Source organism: Streptomyces rishiriensis (genome assembly GCF_003112535.1).
Classification (GTDB): Bacteria; Actinomycetota; Actinomycetes; order Streptomycetales; family Streptomycetaceae; genus Streptomyces; species Streptomyces rishiriensis.
In genome coordinates, this window is sequence record NZ_BEWA01000025.1 from 34,731 (window position 1) to 48,778 (window position 14,048).

General features: G+C 70.7%; 14 protein-coding genes and 2 pseudogenes. 6 read left to right on the plus strand and 10 right to left on the minus strand.

All coding sequences use genetic code 11. The features are described 5' to 3' along the window. The first annotated feature begins 15 nt into the window (after positions 1 to 15). On the plus strand, positions 16 to 981 hold the full coding sequence (locus Sri02f_RS34895) for an Lrp/AsnC family transcriptional regulator (RefSeq protein ID WP_109005342.1): 966 nt from the start codon (positions 16 to 18) through the stop codon (positions 979 to 981). A gap of 82 nt (positions 982 to 1,063) precedes the next feature. Here the strand turns inward: Sri02f_RS34895 and tpg are convergent. Then, positions 1,064 to 1,376, minus strand: a pseudogene (tpg, locus tag Sri02f_RS43220) (telomere-protecting terminal protein Tpg); the annotation flags it as partial. Beyond that, positions 1,367 to 1,582, minus strand: a pseudogene (locus tag Sri02f_RS43225) (telomere-associated protein Tap); the annotation flags it as partial. The pseudogenes Sri02f_RS43225 and tpg, both read right to left, overlap by 10 nt. A 395-nt stretch (positions 1,583 to 1,977) precedes the next feature. On the opposite strand from Sri02f_RS43225, the gene Sri02f_RS34910 reads away from it, so the two are divergent. Then, a complete protein-coding gene (locus Sri02f_RS34910; protein WP_109005404.1) occupies positions 1,978 to 2,202 on the plus strand; it encodes a type 1 glutamine amidotransferase family protein in 225 nt (74 codons plus the stop codon). 366 nt (positions 2,203 to 2,568) lie between these two features. On the opposite strand, the gene Sri02f_RS34915 is transcribed toward Sri02f_RS34910, so the two are convergent. After that, complete coding sequence (locus Sri02f_RS34915) at positions 2,569 to 3,396, minus strand: ZIP family metal transporter (RefSeq protein ID WP_109005343.1); 828 nt, start codon at positions 3,394 to 3,396, stop codon at positions 2,569 to 2,571. Positions 3,397 to 3,566: 170 nt separating this feature from the next. Beyond that, positions 3,567 to 3,776, minus strand: a complete 210-nt coding sequence (locus tag Sri02f_RS34920; protein ID WP_373865153.1) for a Rossmann-fold NAD(P)-binding domain-containing protein — start codon at positions 3,774 to 3,776, stop codon at positions 3,567 to 3,569. A 1,107-nt stretch (positions 3,777 to 4,883) separates the two neighbouring features. Between Sri02f_RS34920 and Sri02f_RS42105 the strand changes: the two genes are divergently transcribed. Continuing rightward, entirely contained in the window at positions 4,884 to 5,915 is a 1,032-nt protein-coding gene (locus tag Sri02f_RS42105) for a WD40 repeat domain-containing protein (RefSeq protein WP_174855771.1), read from the plus strand. A gap of 341 nt (positions 5,916 to 6,256) precedes the next feature. On the opposite strand, the gene mscL is transcribed toward Sri02f_RS42105, so the two are convergent. After that, a complete protein-coding gene (mscL, locus tag Sri02f_RS34930; protein WP_109005344.1) occupies positions 6,257 to 6,700 on the minus strand; it encodes a large conductance mechanosensitive channel protein MscL in 444 nt (147 codons plus the stop codon). A 217-nt stretch (positions 6,701 to 6,917) separates the two neighbouring features. On the opposite strand from mscL, the gene Sri02f_RS41455 reads away from it, so the two are divergent. Continuing rightward, positions 6,918 to 7,106: a hypothetical protein gene (locus Sri02f_RS41455; protein ID WP_159106826.1), complete on the plus strand. Its 189-nt coding sequence runs from the start codon at positions 6,918 to 6,920 to the stop codon at positions 7,104 to 7,106. A gap of 84 nt (positions 7,107 to 7,190) precedes the next feature. Here the strand turns inward: Sri02f_RS41455 and Sri02f_RS34935 are convergent, their stop codons facing one another. After that, entirely contained in the window at positions 7,191 to 8,393 is a 1,203-nt protein-coding gene (locus Sri02f_RS34935; protein ID WP_109005345.1) for a DUF4241 domain-containing protein, read from the minus strand. 517 nt (positions 8,394 to 8,910) lie between these two features. On the opposite strand from Sri02f_RS34935, the gene Sri02f_RS34940 reads away from it, so the two are divergent. Then, positions 8,911 to 9,363 carry a DUF5707 domain-containing protein gene (locus Sri02f_RS34940; protein ID WP_109005346.1) on the plus strand — a complete coding sequence of 151 codons (453 nt, stop codon included), beginning with the start codon at positions 8,911 to 8,913 and terminating at the stop codon, positions 9,361 to 9,363. A gap of 204 nt (positions 9,364 to 9,567) precedes the next feature. Here the strand turns inward: Sri02f_RS34940 and Sri02f_RS34945 are convergent, their stop codons facing one another. From Sri02f_RS34945 to Sri02f_RS34960, 4 genes are all read right to left on the minus strand, one after another. Then, a complete protein-coding gene (locus tag Sri02f_RS34945; RefSeq protein ID WP_109005347.1) occupies positions 9,568 to 10,146 on the minus strand; it encodes a TetR/AcrR family transcriptional regulator in 579 nt (192 codons plus the stop codon). Positions 10,147 to 10,226: 80 nt separating this feature from the next. Continuing rightward, positions 10,227 to 11,117: an SDR family NAD(P)-dependent oxidoreductase gene (locus Sri02f_RS34950; RefSeq protein WP_109005405.1), complete on the minus strand. Its 891-nt coding sequence runs from the start codon at positions 11,115 to 11,117 to the stop codon at positions 10,227 to 10,229. Between the two features lie 645 nt (positions 11,118 to 11,762). Continuing rightward, on the minus strand, positions 11,763 to 12,662 hold the full coding sequence (locus Sri02f_RS34955) for a phosphotriesterase family protein (RefSeq protein ID WP_109005348.1): 900 nt from the start codon (positions 12,660 to 12,662) through the stop codon (positions 11,763 to 11,765). Then, positions 12,662 to 13,042 carry a carboxymuconolactone decarboxylase family protein gene (locus Sri02f_RS34960; RefSeq protein ID WP_218029919.1) on the minus strand — a complete coding sequence of 127 codons (381 nt, stop codon included), beginning with the start codon at positions 13,040 to 13,042 and terminating at the stop codon, positions 12,662 to 12,664. The genes Sri02f_RS34955 and Sri02f_RS34960 overlap by 1 nt, the downstream gene beginning before the upstream one ends. Positions 13,043 to 13,170: 128 nt before the next feature. On the opposite strand from Sri02f_RS34960, the gene Sri02f_RS34965 reads away from it, so the two are divergent. Next, positions 13,171 to 13,770 (plus strand): CGNR zinc finger domain-containing protein, encoded by a 600-nt coding sequence (locus tag Sri02f_RS34965; protein ID WP_109005406.1) that lies wholly within the window; start codon positions 13,171 to 13,173, stop codon positions 13,768 to 13,770. Positions 13,771 to 14,048 lie beyond the last annotated feature (278 nt).

Consider the following 14,048-nt stretch of genomic DNA (forward strand, 5'->3'; position numbering starts at 1 on the left):
TCTAGCCTTGGCTCGGTGGAATCCGACTACGACGAGCTGGATCGTCGGCTCGTGCACGCCCTGCAGATCGACGGCCGTGCTCCGTTCAGCACCATCGCCGAGGTTCTCGGCGTGTCGGATCGCACCATCGCCCGCCGGTACGCCCGGTTGCGGTCGGCCGGGGCGATACGGGTGCTGGGCGGGGTCGACCCCACCGTGCTGGGCGCCGTCCTGTGGTTTCTGCGGGTGCGATGTGCGCCCGCAGCGTCGCTCCCGGTCGCCGAGGCGCTGGCGAGACGCCCCGACACGTCCTGGGTGAGCCTCAGCTCCGGCGGCACCGAGATCACCTGCGTGGTGCGTACCGAGAGCGAGGCGGACAGCGAGGCACTGTTGCTGGCCAAACTCCCCCGTACCCCGCGCGTGGAGGGCGTGACCGCACACTCCTTGCTGCACGCCTTCTACGGCGGCCCGGACAACCTGGTCGGAAAGCTCGGGTCGCTGGACACGGAGGCGATCGAGCGACTGCGCCCGCCTCCGATGCCGCATCGACGGGGACCGGTGCGCCTCGACGACGGTGACCGCAAACTCCTCGCCCTGCTCGCCACCGACGGCCGGACCGGGTTCGAGCAGTTGGCCGCGGCGACCGGCTGGTCCCCGACAACGGTCCGGCGCAGGATGACGGAGCTGCGCGAACATGGCCTGCTCTATCTCGACATCGACGTCGACTGGCGCATGTTCGGCGTGAGCGCCCGAACCTTGCTCTGGCTCTCGGTCGCCCCAGCACACCTGGAGGAGGCCGGTCAGGCGCTGGCCGGACACCCGGAGATCGCGTTCGCCGCCGCCACGACCGGCCCGACCAACCTGTACGCGAGCGTGGTGTGCACGAACCAACAGGAGCTGTACCGGTATCTGACCACCCGGGTCGCCGCGCTCCCCGCCATCACACACCTCGAGACGGCACCAGTGATCAGGACCGTCAAGCAGGCAGCGAACCAGACATAGCAACCGACCGGCCCTGCCGTCGCGATCGCGCAAAGCACACTGCTCGGCACGAGTTCGGCGCGCTACCTGTCACCAGCAGGGGTCAGTAGTCGAGGTCGAGGTAGTCGGGCCGTCGAGGCTGACGTCGGTGAGTCCGGTGGCCCGGTTTCCGCCGTCTTGGAAGTACACGTCTTTGAGGCCTTCGGCGATGATCTGGCGCATCTGCTGGTCGCTGGCTCCGCAGTCGCGGGCGTTGAAGCGGCCTTGTGCGCAGGTGACGGGGGAGGTGGACGGTGAGGCGGCGGATGCGTCCGTCGCCGGTGGTGCCGATGGGTGCGGTGTAACCGAACCGGGCCGGGCCCGGGTCTCCATTGTGATCCCGCGCGTGGTGGCAGCCGGCGTCTACGGCGACGGTGTGGGTCTGGCACCAGGCGGGTCCTGTCGGCCGGGTGCCGTCGGGGGTGAAGGGCGAGGGCAGGCGTGGGTCCGCATCGATGTGGGAGAGGTCGACCAGCCAGGAGCCGGGGATCTTCGGGTTGAACACCGGACGGTGGAAGTGGTCGGGTGCGCTGAGGCCGACGACGAGGCGGGCGGCGGCGGCGAGGAAGGCGGTGTTGGGGTCGCCGAAGGTCAAGTGGCTCGCGAGCAAGGCCACCAGGAGCCGGTGCGCCGTGGGCCAGAGCAGCGCGCTTTCCAGCGTGAGGCCCGCCGCCCTGTCTGCACCGAATGCGGTGCCGAGGTCACCGACGAACGGTGGAAGGAATTCGAGCGCGTCGGCTGGGGGTCGGCTGGGGTGTTCCTCAAGGGCCCCGCCCGTCTCTGTGCGGGGACTGCGACCGGCGGTTCGTCACCGACATACAGCAAGCCCGGCCGGCCGCGCATCAGCATCAGGAACAGGGCCAGGAGGCCGTGCCCGAGCAGAAGCCAGCGGAACCTGGCGCCCCCGTTTTCCGCGGATGATGCATGACGCCCCCGGCCGACTCGCCCGCCGAACCTGCCCGGGGCACGCTGGAAGGCATGACCAGCGCGCCGATCGTCGTGCACCGGCCCACCCTCTCGGGCGGCCGGAGAGTCACCGTGCACAGCAGCGGCCGGGACGAGATCCTCGGCACCGCCTACAGCGACCACGACCTGGTCGTGTTCCTCGAGGGTGCCGGCGTCGCCGACCCCGAGGTCATCCTGGACGACCCGCAGTGGGTGGAGTGGCGCGGCGGTCCCGCCCACGAGTTCAGCGCCGCCTGACGCGAGGGCAAGTGAGGTCTTCTCGGCGACCTGACGGTTGCAGGCAGGGACGGTGCAGGGGCCGACTTGGCTTCCCAGGCTTGCCACCGGACCCACAAGTACGCGCACGGCGGCATGCGGCTGTGCCAGGGCGCGCGGCACCTCTCCTGGAGCAGTGGGGCCCACACGTACGCGACCTCAGCACCCGCACCTGACGGGGTTGCCGGTCCGGGTCGGATGCGGGGGTCGGACGAGGGCGGACGGGCCGGGTGCTGTGACGGGCGGTGGGGGAGCGAGGTGCATGGTTGGTGTCCTTCCGGCGGCGCGTGCGGGGCTCTCAGGGCTGCCGCCGGGAAAGGTAGCCCGTGCCCGTGCCCGTGCCCGTGGTCAGGCGCCCGCGGCTGTGACAACGGCGTCGGTGGCGAAGCCGAGCAGGAGGCCGAGGAGGATGCTCCAGGTGGTGAGCGTCTTGAGGCCGGTTTTGCGGGCCACGGCCAGTAGTTCGATGACGACGTAGAGGATCGAGCCGGCGGCGAGGCCGAGGAAGGCGATCGACAGGGTGTCACTGACGAGGTGCTGGCCCACGAGGGTGCCCAGGAAGGTCGGGCCGCCGCCGATCAGGCCGAGCCAGAGCAGGGAGAGCCAGGAGGGACGTTCGCCCTCGGCGGCGAGCGGGGCGACGATGCCGAAGCCTTCGGTGGCGTTGTGCAGGCCGAAGCCGAGGATCAGCAGGAGGGCGAGGGAGAGTTCGCCTTGGGCGGCGGAGCTGCCGATGGCGAGGCCCTCGGCGAAGTTGTGCAGGCCGATGCCGGTGGCGATCATCAGGGCCAGTGAGGCCGCCTGGCTGCGGGTCTTGGGCGCCAGTTCGGCGGAGGTAGCGGCGCCTGGGCCCGTGGGCCGGGTGGCGGCCTCGCGGCGGCGGGTGATCCAACCGTCGTAGTGGACGAGCCCCGCCAGGCCGACGGTCAGGCCGGCGGCGAGGGTGAAGCCGCCGGATGCCACCGTGCCCCAGGTGTGTTGGCCCAATGCCTCGTCGATGGGCTCCCAGGCGTGGGTCAGCACGTCCCAGACGAGGAAGATCAGGATTCCGATGGCGACGGCGTTCAGGCCGGCCCTGAGTCGGGGCGTGGGGGAGCGGAGGCGGCCGAGGGGGAGGCCGAGGTAGATGGTGAAGCCTGCGATGGCTCCGAGCAGGGCGATGTTGCCGCTGGACATGGGAACTCCGGTCTGACGTGCACGGGAAGCGCCCAGAACATAAGGCAGGCAAGGCTTGCCTAACAATACTGTCGGATCAGACTTCAACGAACCTTTGGGAAGTCATGGCGGGAGCCATGCCTGCGAGCGAATCGCGGCCAGAGCATGATCCCGCTCCGATCGGAGGGGTGTCAGGCGGCCAGCTTGTTGAATTTGCGGATCTGCTGGTCGAAGACCCTGGTGGGAGCGATGCGGCGTAGCAGGCTGATGCGCCGGGCGAACGGGCCGGCGGTGGAGCGCAGCCGCGGCTTGCGTGCGGTGGCCGCCGTGACGATGGCCTGAGCGACGACGGTGGGGGCGTCGCCGCCGGTCGCCGAACTCGCCGAACCCGGCCACGGCAAAGAAGCACCCCTGCGTCGCACCGGCACACCCCGACCCCCACGACGCCCCCACCCCCTCCGCCGCACGGCGGGTCGCCGAGGTCGCCGACGCGATGCGGACCACCGACCCGCGCACCGCGATCTGCTGGGCGTCGCCGCCTGGCGGGTGGCGCCGCTGCCCGAGGCCCGCCGGGCCCTGCTCGGCTCCCTCGCCCAGGCGGAGCACGCGATCTTCACCGACCCGGCCGCGGGCGACGGCCCGAGACGGTTCCTCGCCGACTCCGGCCGTACGCTGCTCAGCGTCGAGGGCCGTACCTGGCGGACCTGGGACGTGCGCAGGGCCCGCCGTACCGGCTCCGGGCGGCTCCCGGCCGGCCAGGTGTTCGCGGCCGGCCCCGACGCCCGCGTCCTCGCCCTCACCTCCGGCGACGGCATGCGGCTGTGGGACACGGTCACCGGCCGCTGGACCGGCGACCCGCGCCCGCTCCCCTTCACCCTCGCCGACCTGGCCAACGGCGGCTTTCTGGTGAGCGAGGGGGACGACGTACGGCTGCACTCGGTCACGGACGGCCGGGTACTGTTCGAGAACCGTTCGGCCGGCCTGGTGACCCCGGCCCTGAGCAAGGACGGCCGGCTGGTCGCCCTCTGTCCCGAGGGCAAGACCCCGCAGCTCCGGGACGCCGCCCGCCACCGCACCCTGCCCGGCCCGTGGGAGCGGGCCCGGGATCTGTGCGCGGAGGACCAGGAGACCTCCCTGGTGTTCGGATGCCCACGCCTCGCCGCCCTCTCGACGTCCGGCGTGCGCGTCTGGGACACCGCCAAGGGCCGCGCGCTCGCGAGCTTCGCCGACCCGGGCGCGCAGTGGGCCTCCTTCAGCGCGGACGGACATTTCCTCGCCACGGCCGACAGCGCGGAGCTCAAGGTCTGGCGGCTCTCCGACCCCGCCACCCCCGCCTTCCGCCACTCCCTCAACAGCCAACACCTGTACGGCCTCGCCTGGGACCCCACCCACCACTCGGTTCTGCGCTACCTCGAAGGCCACCGTCCACTGCCTGAACCTGGGCACCGCGCTCACGCCGGCCTGGCGCGAGCGTCCACAGGCGGCCGTACTGCTGGCGCCGGACGGCCGTGCGTACGCCACAGCCGAACGCACCGGCGGCGCGCGCTACCGTTTCGAGCTGCGCGCCACCTTCGACGGCCGCCTCCTGCGCACGCTCCCCGCCCCGCCCCCACCGGTGTCGCGCGACCCCGCCGAACCGGTCGTCCAGGACACGGTGGCCCTGCGCGTTCAGCCCGGACGGCAAGGCGCTCTCCTACGGCGTCTCCGCCCCCGGCAGAGAGGCGGCGCCGCTGCGCTTCACGGTCTGGGACCCGGCCCACGACCGCGCCCGCACCACCGCACCCGACCTGGCCACCCCGAAGTCCGCCGCCCCTGTGGTCACCCTCGCCCTCGGGCCCGGCGGCCGCACCCTGTACGCGGCCCGGCTGCCGGTGCTCGGCGACCCGAGCGACGAGGCGTGGTACACCGCGAGGGGCCGGCGGGTGTCGGTCCTGTCCGGCCTGACCAGCTCCGACCTGGCCGTGCACCCCGATGGCGGCCTCCTCGTCGGCGACAACCGCACCGCCCGCCTGCCCTGCGGGAAGGTCACCGGCGCGGGCCTCGTCCAGGGCGAACAGATCGGCGCGCTCGCCGTCGCCGCCGACGGCTCCCGCTTCGCGGCGGGCGACCAGACCGGCCGAGTCGCCCTGCGGGACGGGGAGTTGACTTACCGTATGGGCGTGCTGCGCAACGTCTTCCCCGTCCCGCTCGGCGACGAGCCCGAACCGGTCAGCGCGCTCGACGTCAGCCCCGACGGCAAAACCCTGGCCGTCGGCGGCGGCACCGGCACGCTCCAACTCTGGGACATCGCCACTCAACAGCCCTTGGGCGGCCGCCTCGTCACCCCGGGCGGGCGGATCGACTCGCTGTCCTTCAGCGCTGACAGCGCCACGCTGTACGCGAGCAGCGCCCACGTCCCCCTCCAGCGCTACGCCATCGACCCGACGCGCGCGACGTCGGCGGTCTGCGAGCGGGCACGGGGGAGTCTGACGCGGGAGCAGTGGCAGACGTACGTGCCGGAGGTGCCGTATCGGAAGGTCTGCGCGGCCGGCTCTCGCTGAGGTCAGGCCGTGGCGAGCTCGCACCACACGTACTTGCTCCGGTCGCCGAAACCGGGACAGCGGCTGCCAGCGACCGACGAGCCGTCGTCCATTGCCGCGTCCCCTGCCGCGCGCAGCAACAGACGCTTCAGTGACGTCGCGGGGCCCTGGCCGCCGGGGCCGGGCAGGGTGCCCTGCTGCTCAATGTCACGGAGTCAGGTCTCGTCGGCGAGCGCGGCCGCCCGTTGCGCCGGCTGTGAAGCCACGCAGCCGCTTCGGCATCGGACGCCGTCGGTGATCACGGTCACCACGGACGTGCCCGCGGTGGGCCCGGAAACCCGGGCCGGGCCATGGAGGTCGGGTCACCCGGCGCGCTGGGTCGTCTCCCCGGCCTGAGCGGGTACGGCGGGCAGGGGGACGGTGCAGGAGGCGCAGCGTCGGGCCTGTGCGGGGACGGGGCTGAGGCATTCGGGGCAGTCCCGTTTGGGGGCCTGGACGTCTTGGTGCGGGGCGAGGCGTTCGTGGAGCTTGTTGATCGGGAGCACGACCAGGAAGTACAGAGCGCTGGCGAGGAGGAGGAAGCTGATCGCCGCGTTGATGAAGGCGCCGTAGGGGAACTTCGTGGCGCCTACGGTGAAGGTCTTGCGGCCTATGTCGCCCGTGGCGCCGGTGGCCAGCCCGACGAGTGGTGTCAGCAAGGCGCTGACGAAGCCGTTCACCACGGCGGTGAACGCTGCCCCGATGACGATGCCGACGGCCAGGTCGACCACGTTGCCGCGCAGGATGAAGCTGCGGAAGCCCTTCACCTTCTCACTCCCAAGAGATTCTTGACCTGGCCACGGTGTGGCCCGCCTTGTGGCAGCTCCTCCCGGACGCCCCGCGTCAGCAGATCGAAGCGGGCCGCGAAGCCCTCGGCCGCGCTACCACCCTGGTGGCCTGGGCGGTCTTGTAGCGGTCCTCGCGGTCTGGCGGTGGCCCGCACCGCCGCCGGCGGTCGCCACGTACGTCACTGGCCGGCTCCGTATGCGCAGTGGTGTGGACGCCTACGCGGCCCTCATCGAGGCGTCGGTCCCCGTGTACGTCGCCGAACTGGCCGAGCGCCTGTACGTGGCCGCCCAGGGGGTCGTCGGCAGGCGCACGGGATGGGAGATCACCTGCCTGCTGCAGGGCAAGCATCACCTCATCGACCTGACGGCCCACGAACCCCAGTAATCAGCGCCGGCCAGGCAGCGGGGGAGACGGCGGACCGCTCTGCCCGCACGCTGACCACCGGCAACGTTTGCAGCAGGGGATGACTTACTCTCCCCCGTCGGCGGATTGGAGCTGGAAGTCGACGACCACGCAGCCAACCTGTCCGTCATCGGTGCGGCCGATCCAGACGGGGTAGGCCCCGTCGCCCTGGCCGGCACGGAAGGCGATGAGATTCGGCTCGGGCGCCGTGCCGGGCATTTCGACGCTGACATGGCTGGCGAGGGGTACGAACAGGCCCTCGTCCAGCTGGTCTTCGATCACCGTCCGAGTCGCATCCATGAAAGCAACGGTGCCGGTATCCACGCCGACCCCGAAGAACTTGCCGTCGCCGAGCAGCCCCAGGTCCTCGTCCGGCCGGAGGACCATTTCCCACTCGCGGGGCGGGACGTCCAGGAACGTCACCTTGGCCCCGGCGACATGGACCCCACCTGTCGTGCGCAAAAGTGACAGCGTGACCGGGAACTCGCCCGGTGGCACAGCCACGGTCCGCGGGTCTCCGATCCAGCCGGGATCCAAAACCGCCAGTTGCCCTGACGTGATCCGCAGCAGGCCGGCGTCAACGGGCTCGACGACGGCCGACCCGTCCGGAGTGTCGCGCGCGCCCGGGCTGAACAGTTGCTCGATTCCAGTGGCGCGCAGCGGTCCCGATCCTTCGTCCACCGACACGTCGCTCAGGACTATGGTCGTGGCGGGTTCGTGGCCCTGCTGGGCGAGGAACGGCGCGAACACCTGCCAGTCGCCGAATTCCGGTACGGGGCAGAGGAAGTCCTCGGCGGATGCCGGGAACCGCCGCACGGGGACGCTCGACGGGCCGGACATCCGCGCGTGCAGTGGCTCTGTCGACGCTCCCCGCGGCTGGGCAAACTCGGACCTCACCTCGACCTGCCCGTCGGCCGAGACGGTCGTGGTCTCCTCGACATCCCACTTCGAGGACGAGTGCTCCTGCTCGCCGGAAAACTGCCATCGGGTATTCCGATGAGCCAACAACATGCCCTTGCTGTGCGGCTTGAGGTCGATCATCTGCATGCACCAGGACCTGTCGTCGAACAGATACACACGCCACATTCGACGCGGCCAGTATTCGACCAGTGCCAGCGGTCGCTCCCGCGCGGACAGCAGTACCGCGTAATCCATCCCGGCAGCATGTCTGCGTGCCGCAACCGCGCGCGACATCGGGTCCGGATGGGTCATACCCCGATAGGAACCCCACATCTCGCCGTACGACACCTCAAGCCTGTCGAAGATCACAGCCGCGCATCTCCCCCCGTGGCACCAGCCACCCCGAGCAGTGGTGCTCGACGGGTGACCCCTGCCGCAACGCCCTGCCCTTCCGAAGCTTCGTTGTGCCGCAGTCTGCCACTGAGGTGTGACACATACGATGGTGGGAGGCCCGCAACCTGGGGTTACCGCACCGCTCTGCACTGCGCAAACCGCACCCCTATTTCAAGGTGGCTGATGAAGTCCGCCTCGGTGCCGCACCCAGCGCGTGACCGACCGGACAGCAACGCCCGGCGGTGGGCCGGCAGTTGCCCGGCGCACGGTGCATCCCGGAAGCCGGCCCGCTCCGAAGCCGGGAGGCAAGGCAGGGACGGTGGCTCTGGCAGATGCAGCCCGTGACGGTGTCGATGGGTGAGCGGGCGGGCGTACTCATACCGAGCTGAGTACGTTTCCTCATGCCGGGCGGACCTTCGCGACGCGAGTATCGGTGCAGCGGCGCGGACCAGTAGCGCCGGCCCGATCCGGTTGAGACTGTACGGAGAATCTCATGTCCCGACGTATGGCCCTTTCCGTCGCCGCCGGCGCCGTCGTCCTGGTGGGTGCCGGTGCTTACGCCCTCGCCTACGCCGGCGAGCAGCCTCCGGCGCTGACGCACAGCACCGCCCGCTACACCGCCCCCGAGGGCGGCCGCGACGGCTCGCTCACCTTCGCCACCTCCGTCACGGCGTCCTCCGGCGTGAAGAACGTGAAGGTGCTGGCATGGCCGCAGAACTCGTCCTTCGCCAAGAACAAGCTGACCGCCAAGGACATGGCCGCCGCGGAGCCGGCCGTCTGTGTGCCCTTCAAGAAGCACACCGCGACCTGCACCTACAGGATCGCGACCACCGCCTCCGACGCCGGGTCGTCCCCGCGCGGCGTCTGGCACGTCGCCGTTCTCGCCACCGCGCGGAACGGCGCCACCACCCTCGACACACAGGCGGCCGACTTCCTCGTCAAGTGACCCGAACGCGCATGCCTCGTCGCCTGGGGCCTGTGGTGAAAGGGCTGGTCACAGCCACTCGTTGAGGCTGCATCAGCTCCCGTTGTGGGTGAACGACAGCTGGGCGTCATCGCCCAGGTTCCGTGCAGCGCCTCCGATCGTGGCCGGTCTCGAGACGCTGGGCGGGCATGTCTGGAGGCCGCGGTACATCCGGGGGCTGGTCGCTCACGCAGTCGGTGGTGTCGTGCGCAAGCCCTCAAGGAAGGCAGCGAGGTAGCGGTGTGCGAGGTCGACCCTGTCGGCGGGATTGCCGCCGCGCAGGCCTACGGCATGGGCGATGCCGCACATGAGGGGGACGAGGTCGGCGGCGGCGAGGTCGGGGCGGACCACGCCGGCATCACGGGCCCTGGCGAGGAGTGTGGCGCCGGCCGAAGCCATTGACTTTTTGAGTTCCGTGGTGCGCGGCACGGCGTCCGTGGCCGCGGCGGCCACCGGCGGCAGAGCGGCGTCGGTGACCTGTGCCTCGACGACGTGGGAGAGGAAGCCCGTCAGACCGCGCCAGGGATCGGTGTCGGTCAGCGCCTGCCGGCCGTGGGCGGCCAGGCGCTCCAGGCAGGGGGCGGCGACGGTCTCCAGCAGCGCCTCGGGCGTGGCGAAGTGCCGGTAGACGGTGCCGACTCCGAGTCCCGTCCGTCGTGCGACGTCGTTGAGCTGCAATGGTGTGCCCTCGTCGATGAGGTCGCGGGCGACGGAGACGATCCGCTTCCAGTTGCGGGCCGCGTCCTTGCGCAGAGGGGTCGTCATGACGTCATGCTAAACGGATGGCCCATCCGCATGGTTCCATCGCCCGACAGGTGCCCGCACTGCCGCCGTCCGCACGACGCTCAGGCGAGGGCGAGCGGCGCGTGCCGTTCGCTGAGGCGGCGTACGGCTTCGGCGACGCGGGGGTCGGCCGCCGCGCGGTGCGGGGCCACCGGGTGTGCCTGGGCGCCGATGACGATGCCGGTTCGGCCCGTCAGAGTGGCGTCGGTGGCGGCCACGAGGGAGGGCCTGGCTGCCGCGGAGGCTGGACCCGAGGTCGAGCGTTCGAATGTGCGGCGCACCAGAGGCCACAACAGCCGCAGGGCGGGGGAGACGATCTTCGGATCGGCCATGGTGCCGTTGGTCATGTCGGTCGCGGCCCCTCCGGGATCGGCGGCGAAGACCGAGACGCCGGTGCCGTCCAGCCGGGCTGACAGGTCCAATGTGTAGGCCAGGTTGGCGAGCTTGGCGCGACCGTACCAGTGGAAGCCGTAGTAGCCGCCCGGCGGCTCGACAGCGTCGAACGCTCGCTTGGCCACGGCGACCGCGCCCGACGTCACGTTCACGATCCTGCTCGGCGCACCGGCCGTGAGTGTGGGCAGGAGCAGTTCGGTCAGCAGGTAGGGAGAGAGGTGGTTGACGACGAACGACGCCTCGACGCCGCCCCGGGTCTGGCGCTCGGCGAACATCGCCCCGACGTTGTTGACCAGCACCGTCAGAGGTTCCCCGGAGGCGGCGTGGTCGACAGCGAGCCTGTGGGCGAGCACACGCACCTGCTCGAGCGAGGCGAGGTCCGCGGGCAGGAAGCGGGGCGGGTGCACCGGGCCCGCCGCATTCAATCTGTCGATGGCCTTGGCTCCCCGTTCGGCGTCGCGTCCGATCACGGTGACCGCGAACCCGGCGTCGGCCAGGCCCAGCGCCGTCTCCAAGCCGATGCCTCCCGTTCCGGCCGTGACCACAGCTGTCTTCCTCATGTGCTCCTCCATCCCGGCAGTTAACCGGATAGATCATCCGCTTAGACCCGGACCGTAGCACATACCGGATGGGCTATCCGGTTGAGGTTTCAGCGGCAAGAGCGGCCCGTCGGCACCAGACAGGCGGGTACCAGCGGGTACCTGGGGATCGCGTGATGTCTGCCCTGAGGAACCATGACCGTCGCCATGGCGGCGTCGTCGACCGTTGTGAGCGGCTGCGGCGCATACCGCAGGAGGCCGCCCCATCGCGGGCTTCGACGGGCGTCACTCGCCCGGCTCGGCCGAACTGCCGCGCCATGCCCGGCGCTCGGGGGGACGCCCTTCACTTGGTCCCGGGCTGAAGGAGCGCGGTCCTGCGGTCGGCGTCCGGGGAGATGTCGGTCTCCCGGCCGTAGGGGCGAGCGCACGACGGTCGCCGACGCGCCGGGCTTTCGCTGGTGGACCGCGCCCCGGCCCAGAAGGGCGCACCCGGTTCCTCGTCACGTTCACTCCCCCCGGAGACCCGTGCCCAGGGCGGCGCGCAGAGCTACTCGTCGGGTGGCGGCAGCTGTACGAGGACAGGGCCTGTCCAGCTGTCGCCAGGTCCTGGTTGAGGCGGGGTGTGTGGTGACGGCGTGTGATCGTCGGGCGGCTTGCCGATGATGGCTATCGCCACCGCGCCGCGAACGCGCGGGCCGGATTCTCGGTGAAGATGGCAGAGGCGATGTCGGGTCCCAGTTCGCTCTCGATCCGCGGACGCAGGCCGCTCAGCAGGAAGGGCATGCCAGGGCCGTCCGCAGTGGACCTGGCCGTCGGCGTGACTGTGTCACCTCCGAGCAGGACCTGGTTGATGTGACCGGTGTCGGCGAGGGCGGCGAGGGAGTCCAGCAATCGCCAGTCGGTGCCATGGTGCACGCGGGATGGACCATCGAAGGCCAGGAAGGCGCCGGCCTCGGCGGCTTGCCGGTGGATTCGGGCATCGGGGAATCGATGCAGGTGCCCGAGGATCACACGGCGCGGTGCGACCCCGTGCGATCCGCACAGGAAATCGAGCACGTCCATGGCGGCGGTTCCAGCCTCCAGGTGGACGCCGATGGGTGCGTCCGTGGTGTGGTGCGCCTCGGCTGCGGCGGTCATGACGTGCCGAGCGTGGTCGTCCAGACGGTGATAGGACCCGGCGACCTTGACCAGTCCGGCCTTCACGGGGGCGCTGGTCAGCTCGTGGACGAACAGTTCGGCCAGCCCGTCGCGAACACTTTCCAGATCGTCGGGGTCGTAGTGCCTTGCCTGGTGCAATCCGGTGGCGGAGATGACGTGGACACCGGACCGCCGCGACAGGCCCGGGAGTTCTTCGGCTCGCGGTCCCATTCCCCAGGGTGTCCACTGCACGACCGCGCTGCCGCCGAGCGCGCCGAAGGCGTTCAATTCGGCAAGTGCGGCTTCGACGTCGTCCAGTTCCTGGCCCGGCAGCGTGAGCGAGCCGATGAACAGGTGGTCGTGGGCGTCGCACGTGCCCAACTCCTCGGGCGGGATGTCCCCGAGTACGGTCCGGATCGCGGGGCTCATCACGCGCTCTCCTGCTCGGCGGTGGCGAGCGTGTCCGCAGCGACACGTAGTCCGGCCAGCGCCTTGGGTACGCCGACGTAGGGCGCCAGGTGGACGAAGACCTCGACGATCTGCTGCCGGGTCATTCCGATCCGCAGCCCGGTCCTGACGTGCCCGCTCAGCTGCGGCTCCACCCCGCCGAGTGCGGTGAGGGCGGCCAGGTTGACCAGCTGCCGGTCACGCAACGACAGCCCCTCGCGCAGGTAGGTGCCGCCGAACAGAGCGGTGATGATCCAGTCGGCGTATCCGGGGGCGATCTGCTCCAGGCCCGGCAAGGTCGCCTGCTGGGTGGCCTCGTCTTGGAGGAGGTTGAGCATCCGGTATCCCTCATCGCGATCCATGCGGCTCTGTGTCAGGTGCTCTGGCAGTGCGCGATTCGTTGTCACAGTCATACCCCCATCGCTTCGTAACGCTTCAAGCGTTACATGGACGATAGCAGGGGTAACGGATGAGGCGTTACACTGCCGTCATGGTCAAGGAGGACAAGTTCGCCTTTCGTTTCGACTGCGGCGCCGTCTGGTTGAACCTGCTTGCCACCCGAGGCCGCTCGTTCAGCACGGAACCGGTGGAGCGGCTCGCCACGCCGGCCCGGCTCGCCGCATGGCTGGAGCATTGCGAGCTGTCCCCGGCTCAGCCACCGGACCGGGGCGACCTGGAGAAGGCGCGGCAACTGCGGGAGATCCTGCGCGCCCTGGCGTTGGCAACGGTCGACGAGCAGCCGCCGCCCGCTGACGCCGTGGCGGACCTGGCTGGGTTCCTCTCCGAACACGACGACCCGGTCCGGCTGGCAGCAGCCGACCGGCTGCGACGCCAACCACCAACGATGACCATGAACGCCCTGGCCCGCATCGCCCGTCAGGCCGTGGACCAACTCAGCAGCTCTGACCGGCTGGCACTCAAGAGCTGCCCGGAGCAGGACTGCCGGGGCATCTTCATCGATCCGCCCGGGCGTCGACGTTGGTGCCCCTCCCCGGCATGTGCGAGCCGGGGGAGGGTCCGCGCATTGCGCGCCCGCCGCAACGCGACTCCTGATGCGAACAGCGGCCCCGAAAACACCCCGGGCCCTTGAACAGCCTGCTGTGGTGGCGGTGCTCGGGCCGTCGGTACAGCGGTTGGCGACTTATCGAACTTCCCGTCACCTGAAGAGGCGTCAAGGTGTGCCGCGGTAAATGCCGGATTACTGCGGCAGACCCCCTACGGTGATCACCGCGACCTGCGGCGGACTGTTCCGGCCGCCGGGTGGGGCGGGCGTGTCGATCGAACCGGAGACCGAACTCGGGAGCCGGGGGGTGCTTCGGCTGCCGCGCGGCCGGGTGGTGCCTGCCCCTGTCCGCCACGCCCGCGTCG

Bases quoted from the DNA above. Each gene is read 5' to 3' on its own strand.
- Sri02f_RS34910 (WP_109005404.1), top strand. From the start codon at position 1,978: ATGACCAGCGCGCCGATCGTCGTGCACCGGCCCACCCTCTCGGGCGGC.
- Sri02f_RS34915 (WP_109005343.1), bottom strand. From the start codon at position 3,396: ATGTCCAGCGGCAACATCGCCCTGCTCGGAGCCATCGCAGGCTTCACC.
- Sri02f_RS41455 (WP_159106826.1), top strand. From the start codon at position 6,918: ATGCGCAGTGGTGTGGACGCCTACGCGGCCCTCATCGAGGCGTCGGTC.
- Sri02f_RS34940 (WP_109005346.1), top strand. From the start codon at position 8,911: ATGTCCCGACGTATGGCCCTTTCCGTCGCCGCCGGCGCCGTCGTCCTG.
- Sri02f_RS34945 (WP_109005347.1), bottom strand. From the start codon at position 10,146: ATGACGACCCCTCTGCGCAAGGACGCGGCCCGCAACTGGAAGCGGATC.
- Sri02f_RS34950 (WP_109005405.1), bottom strand. From the start codon at position 11,117: ATGAGGAAGACAGCTGTGGTCACGGCCGGAACGGGAGGCATCGGCTTG.
- Sri02f_RS34955 (WP_109005348.1), bottom strand. From the start codon at position 12,662: ATGAGCCCCGCGATCCGGACCGTACTCGGGGACATCCCGCCCGAGGAG.
- Sri02f_RS34960 (WP_218029919.1), bottom strand. From the start codon at position 13,042: ATGGATCGCGATGAGGGATACCGGATGCTCAACCTCCTCCAAGACGAG.
- Sri02f_RS34965 (WP_109005406.1), top strand. From the start codon at position 13,171: ATGGTCAAGGAGGACAAGTTCGCCTTTCGTTTCGACTGCGGCGCCGTC.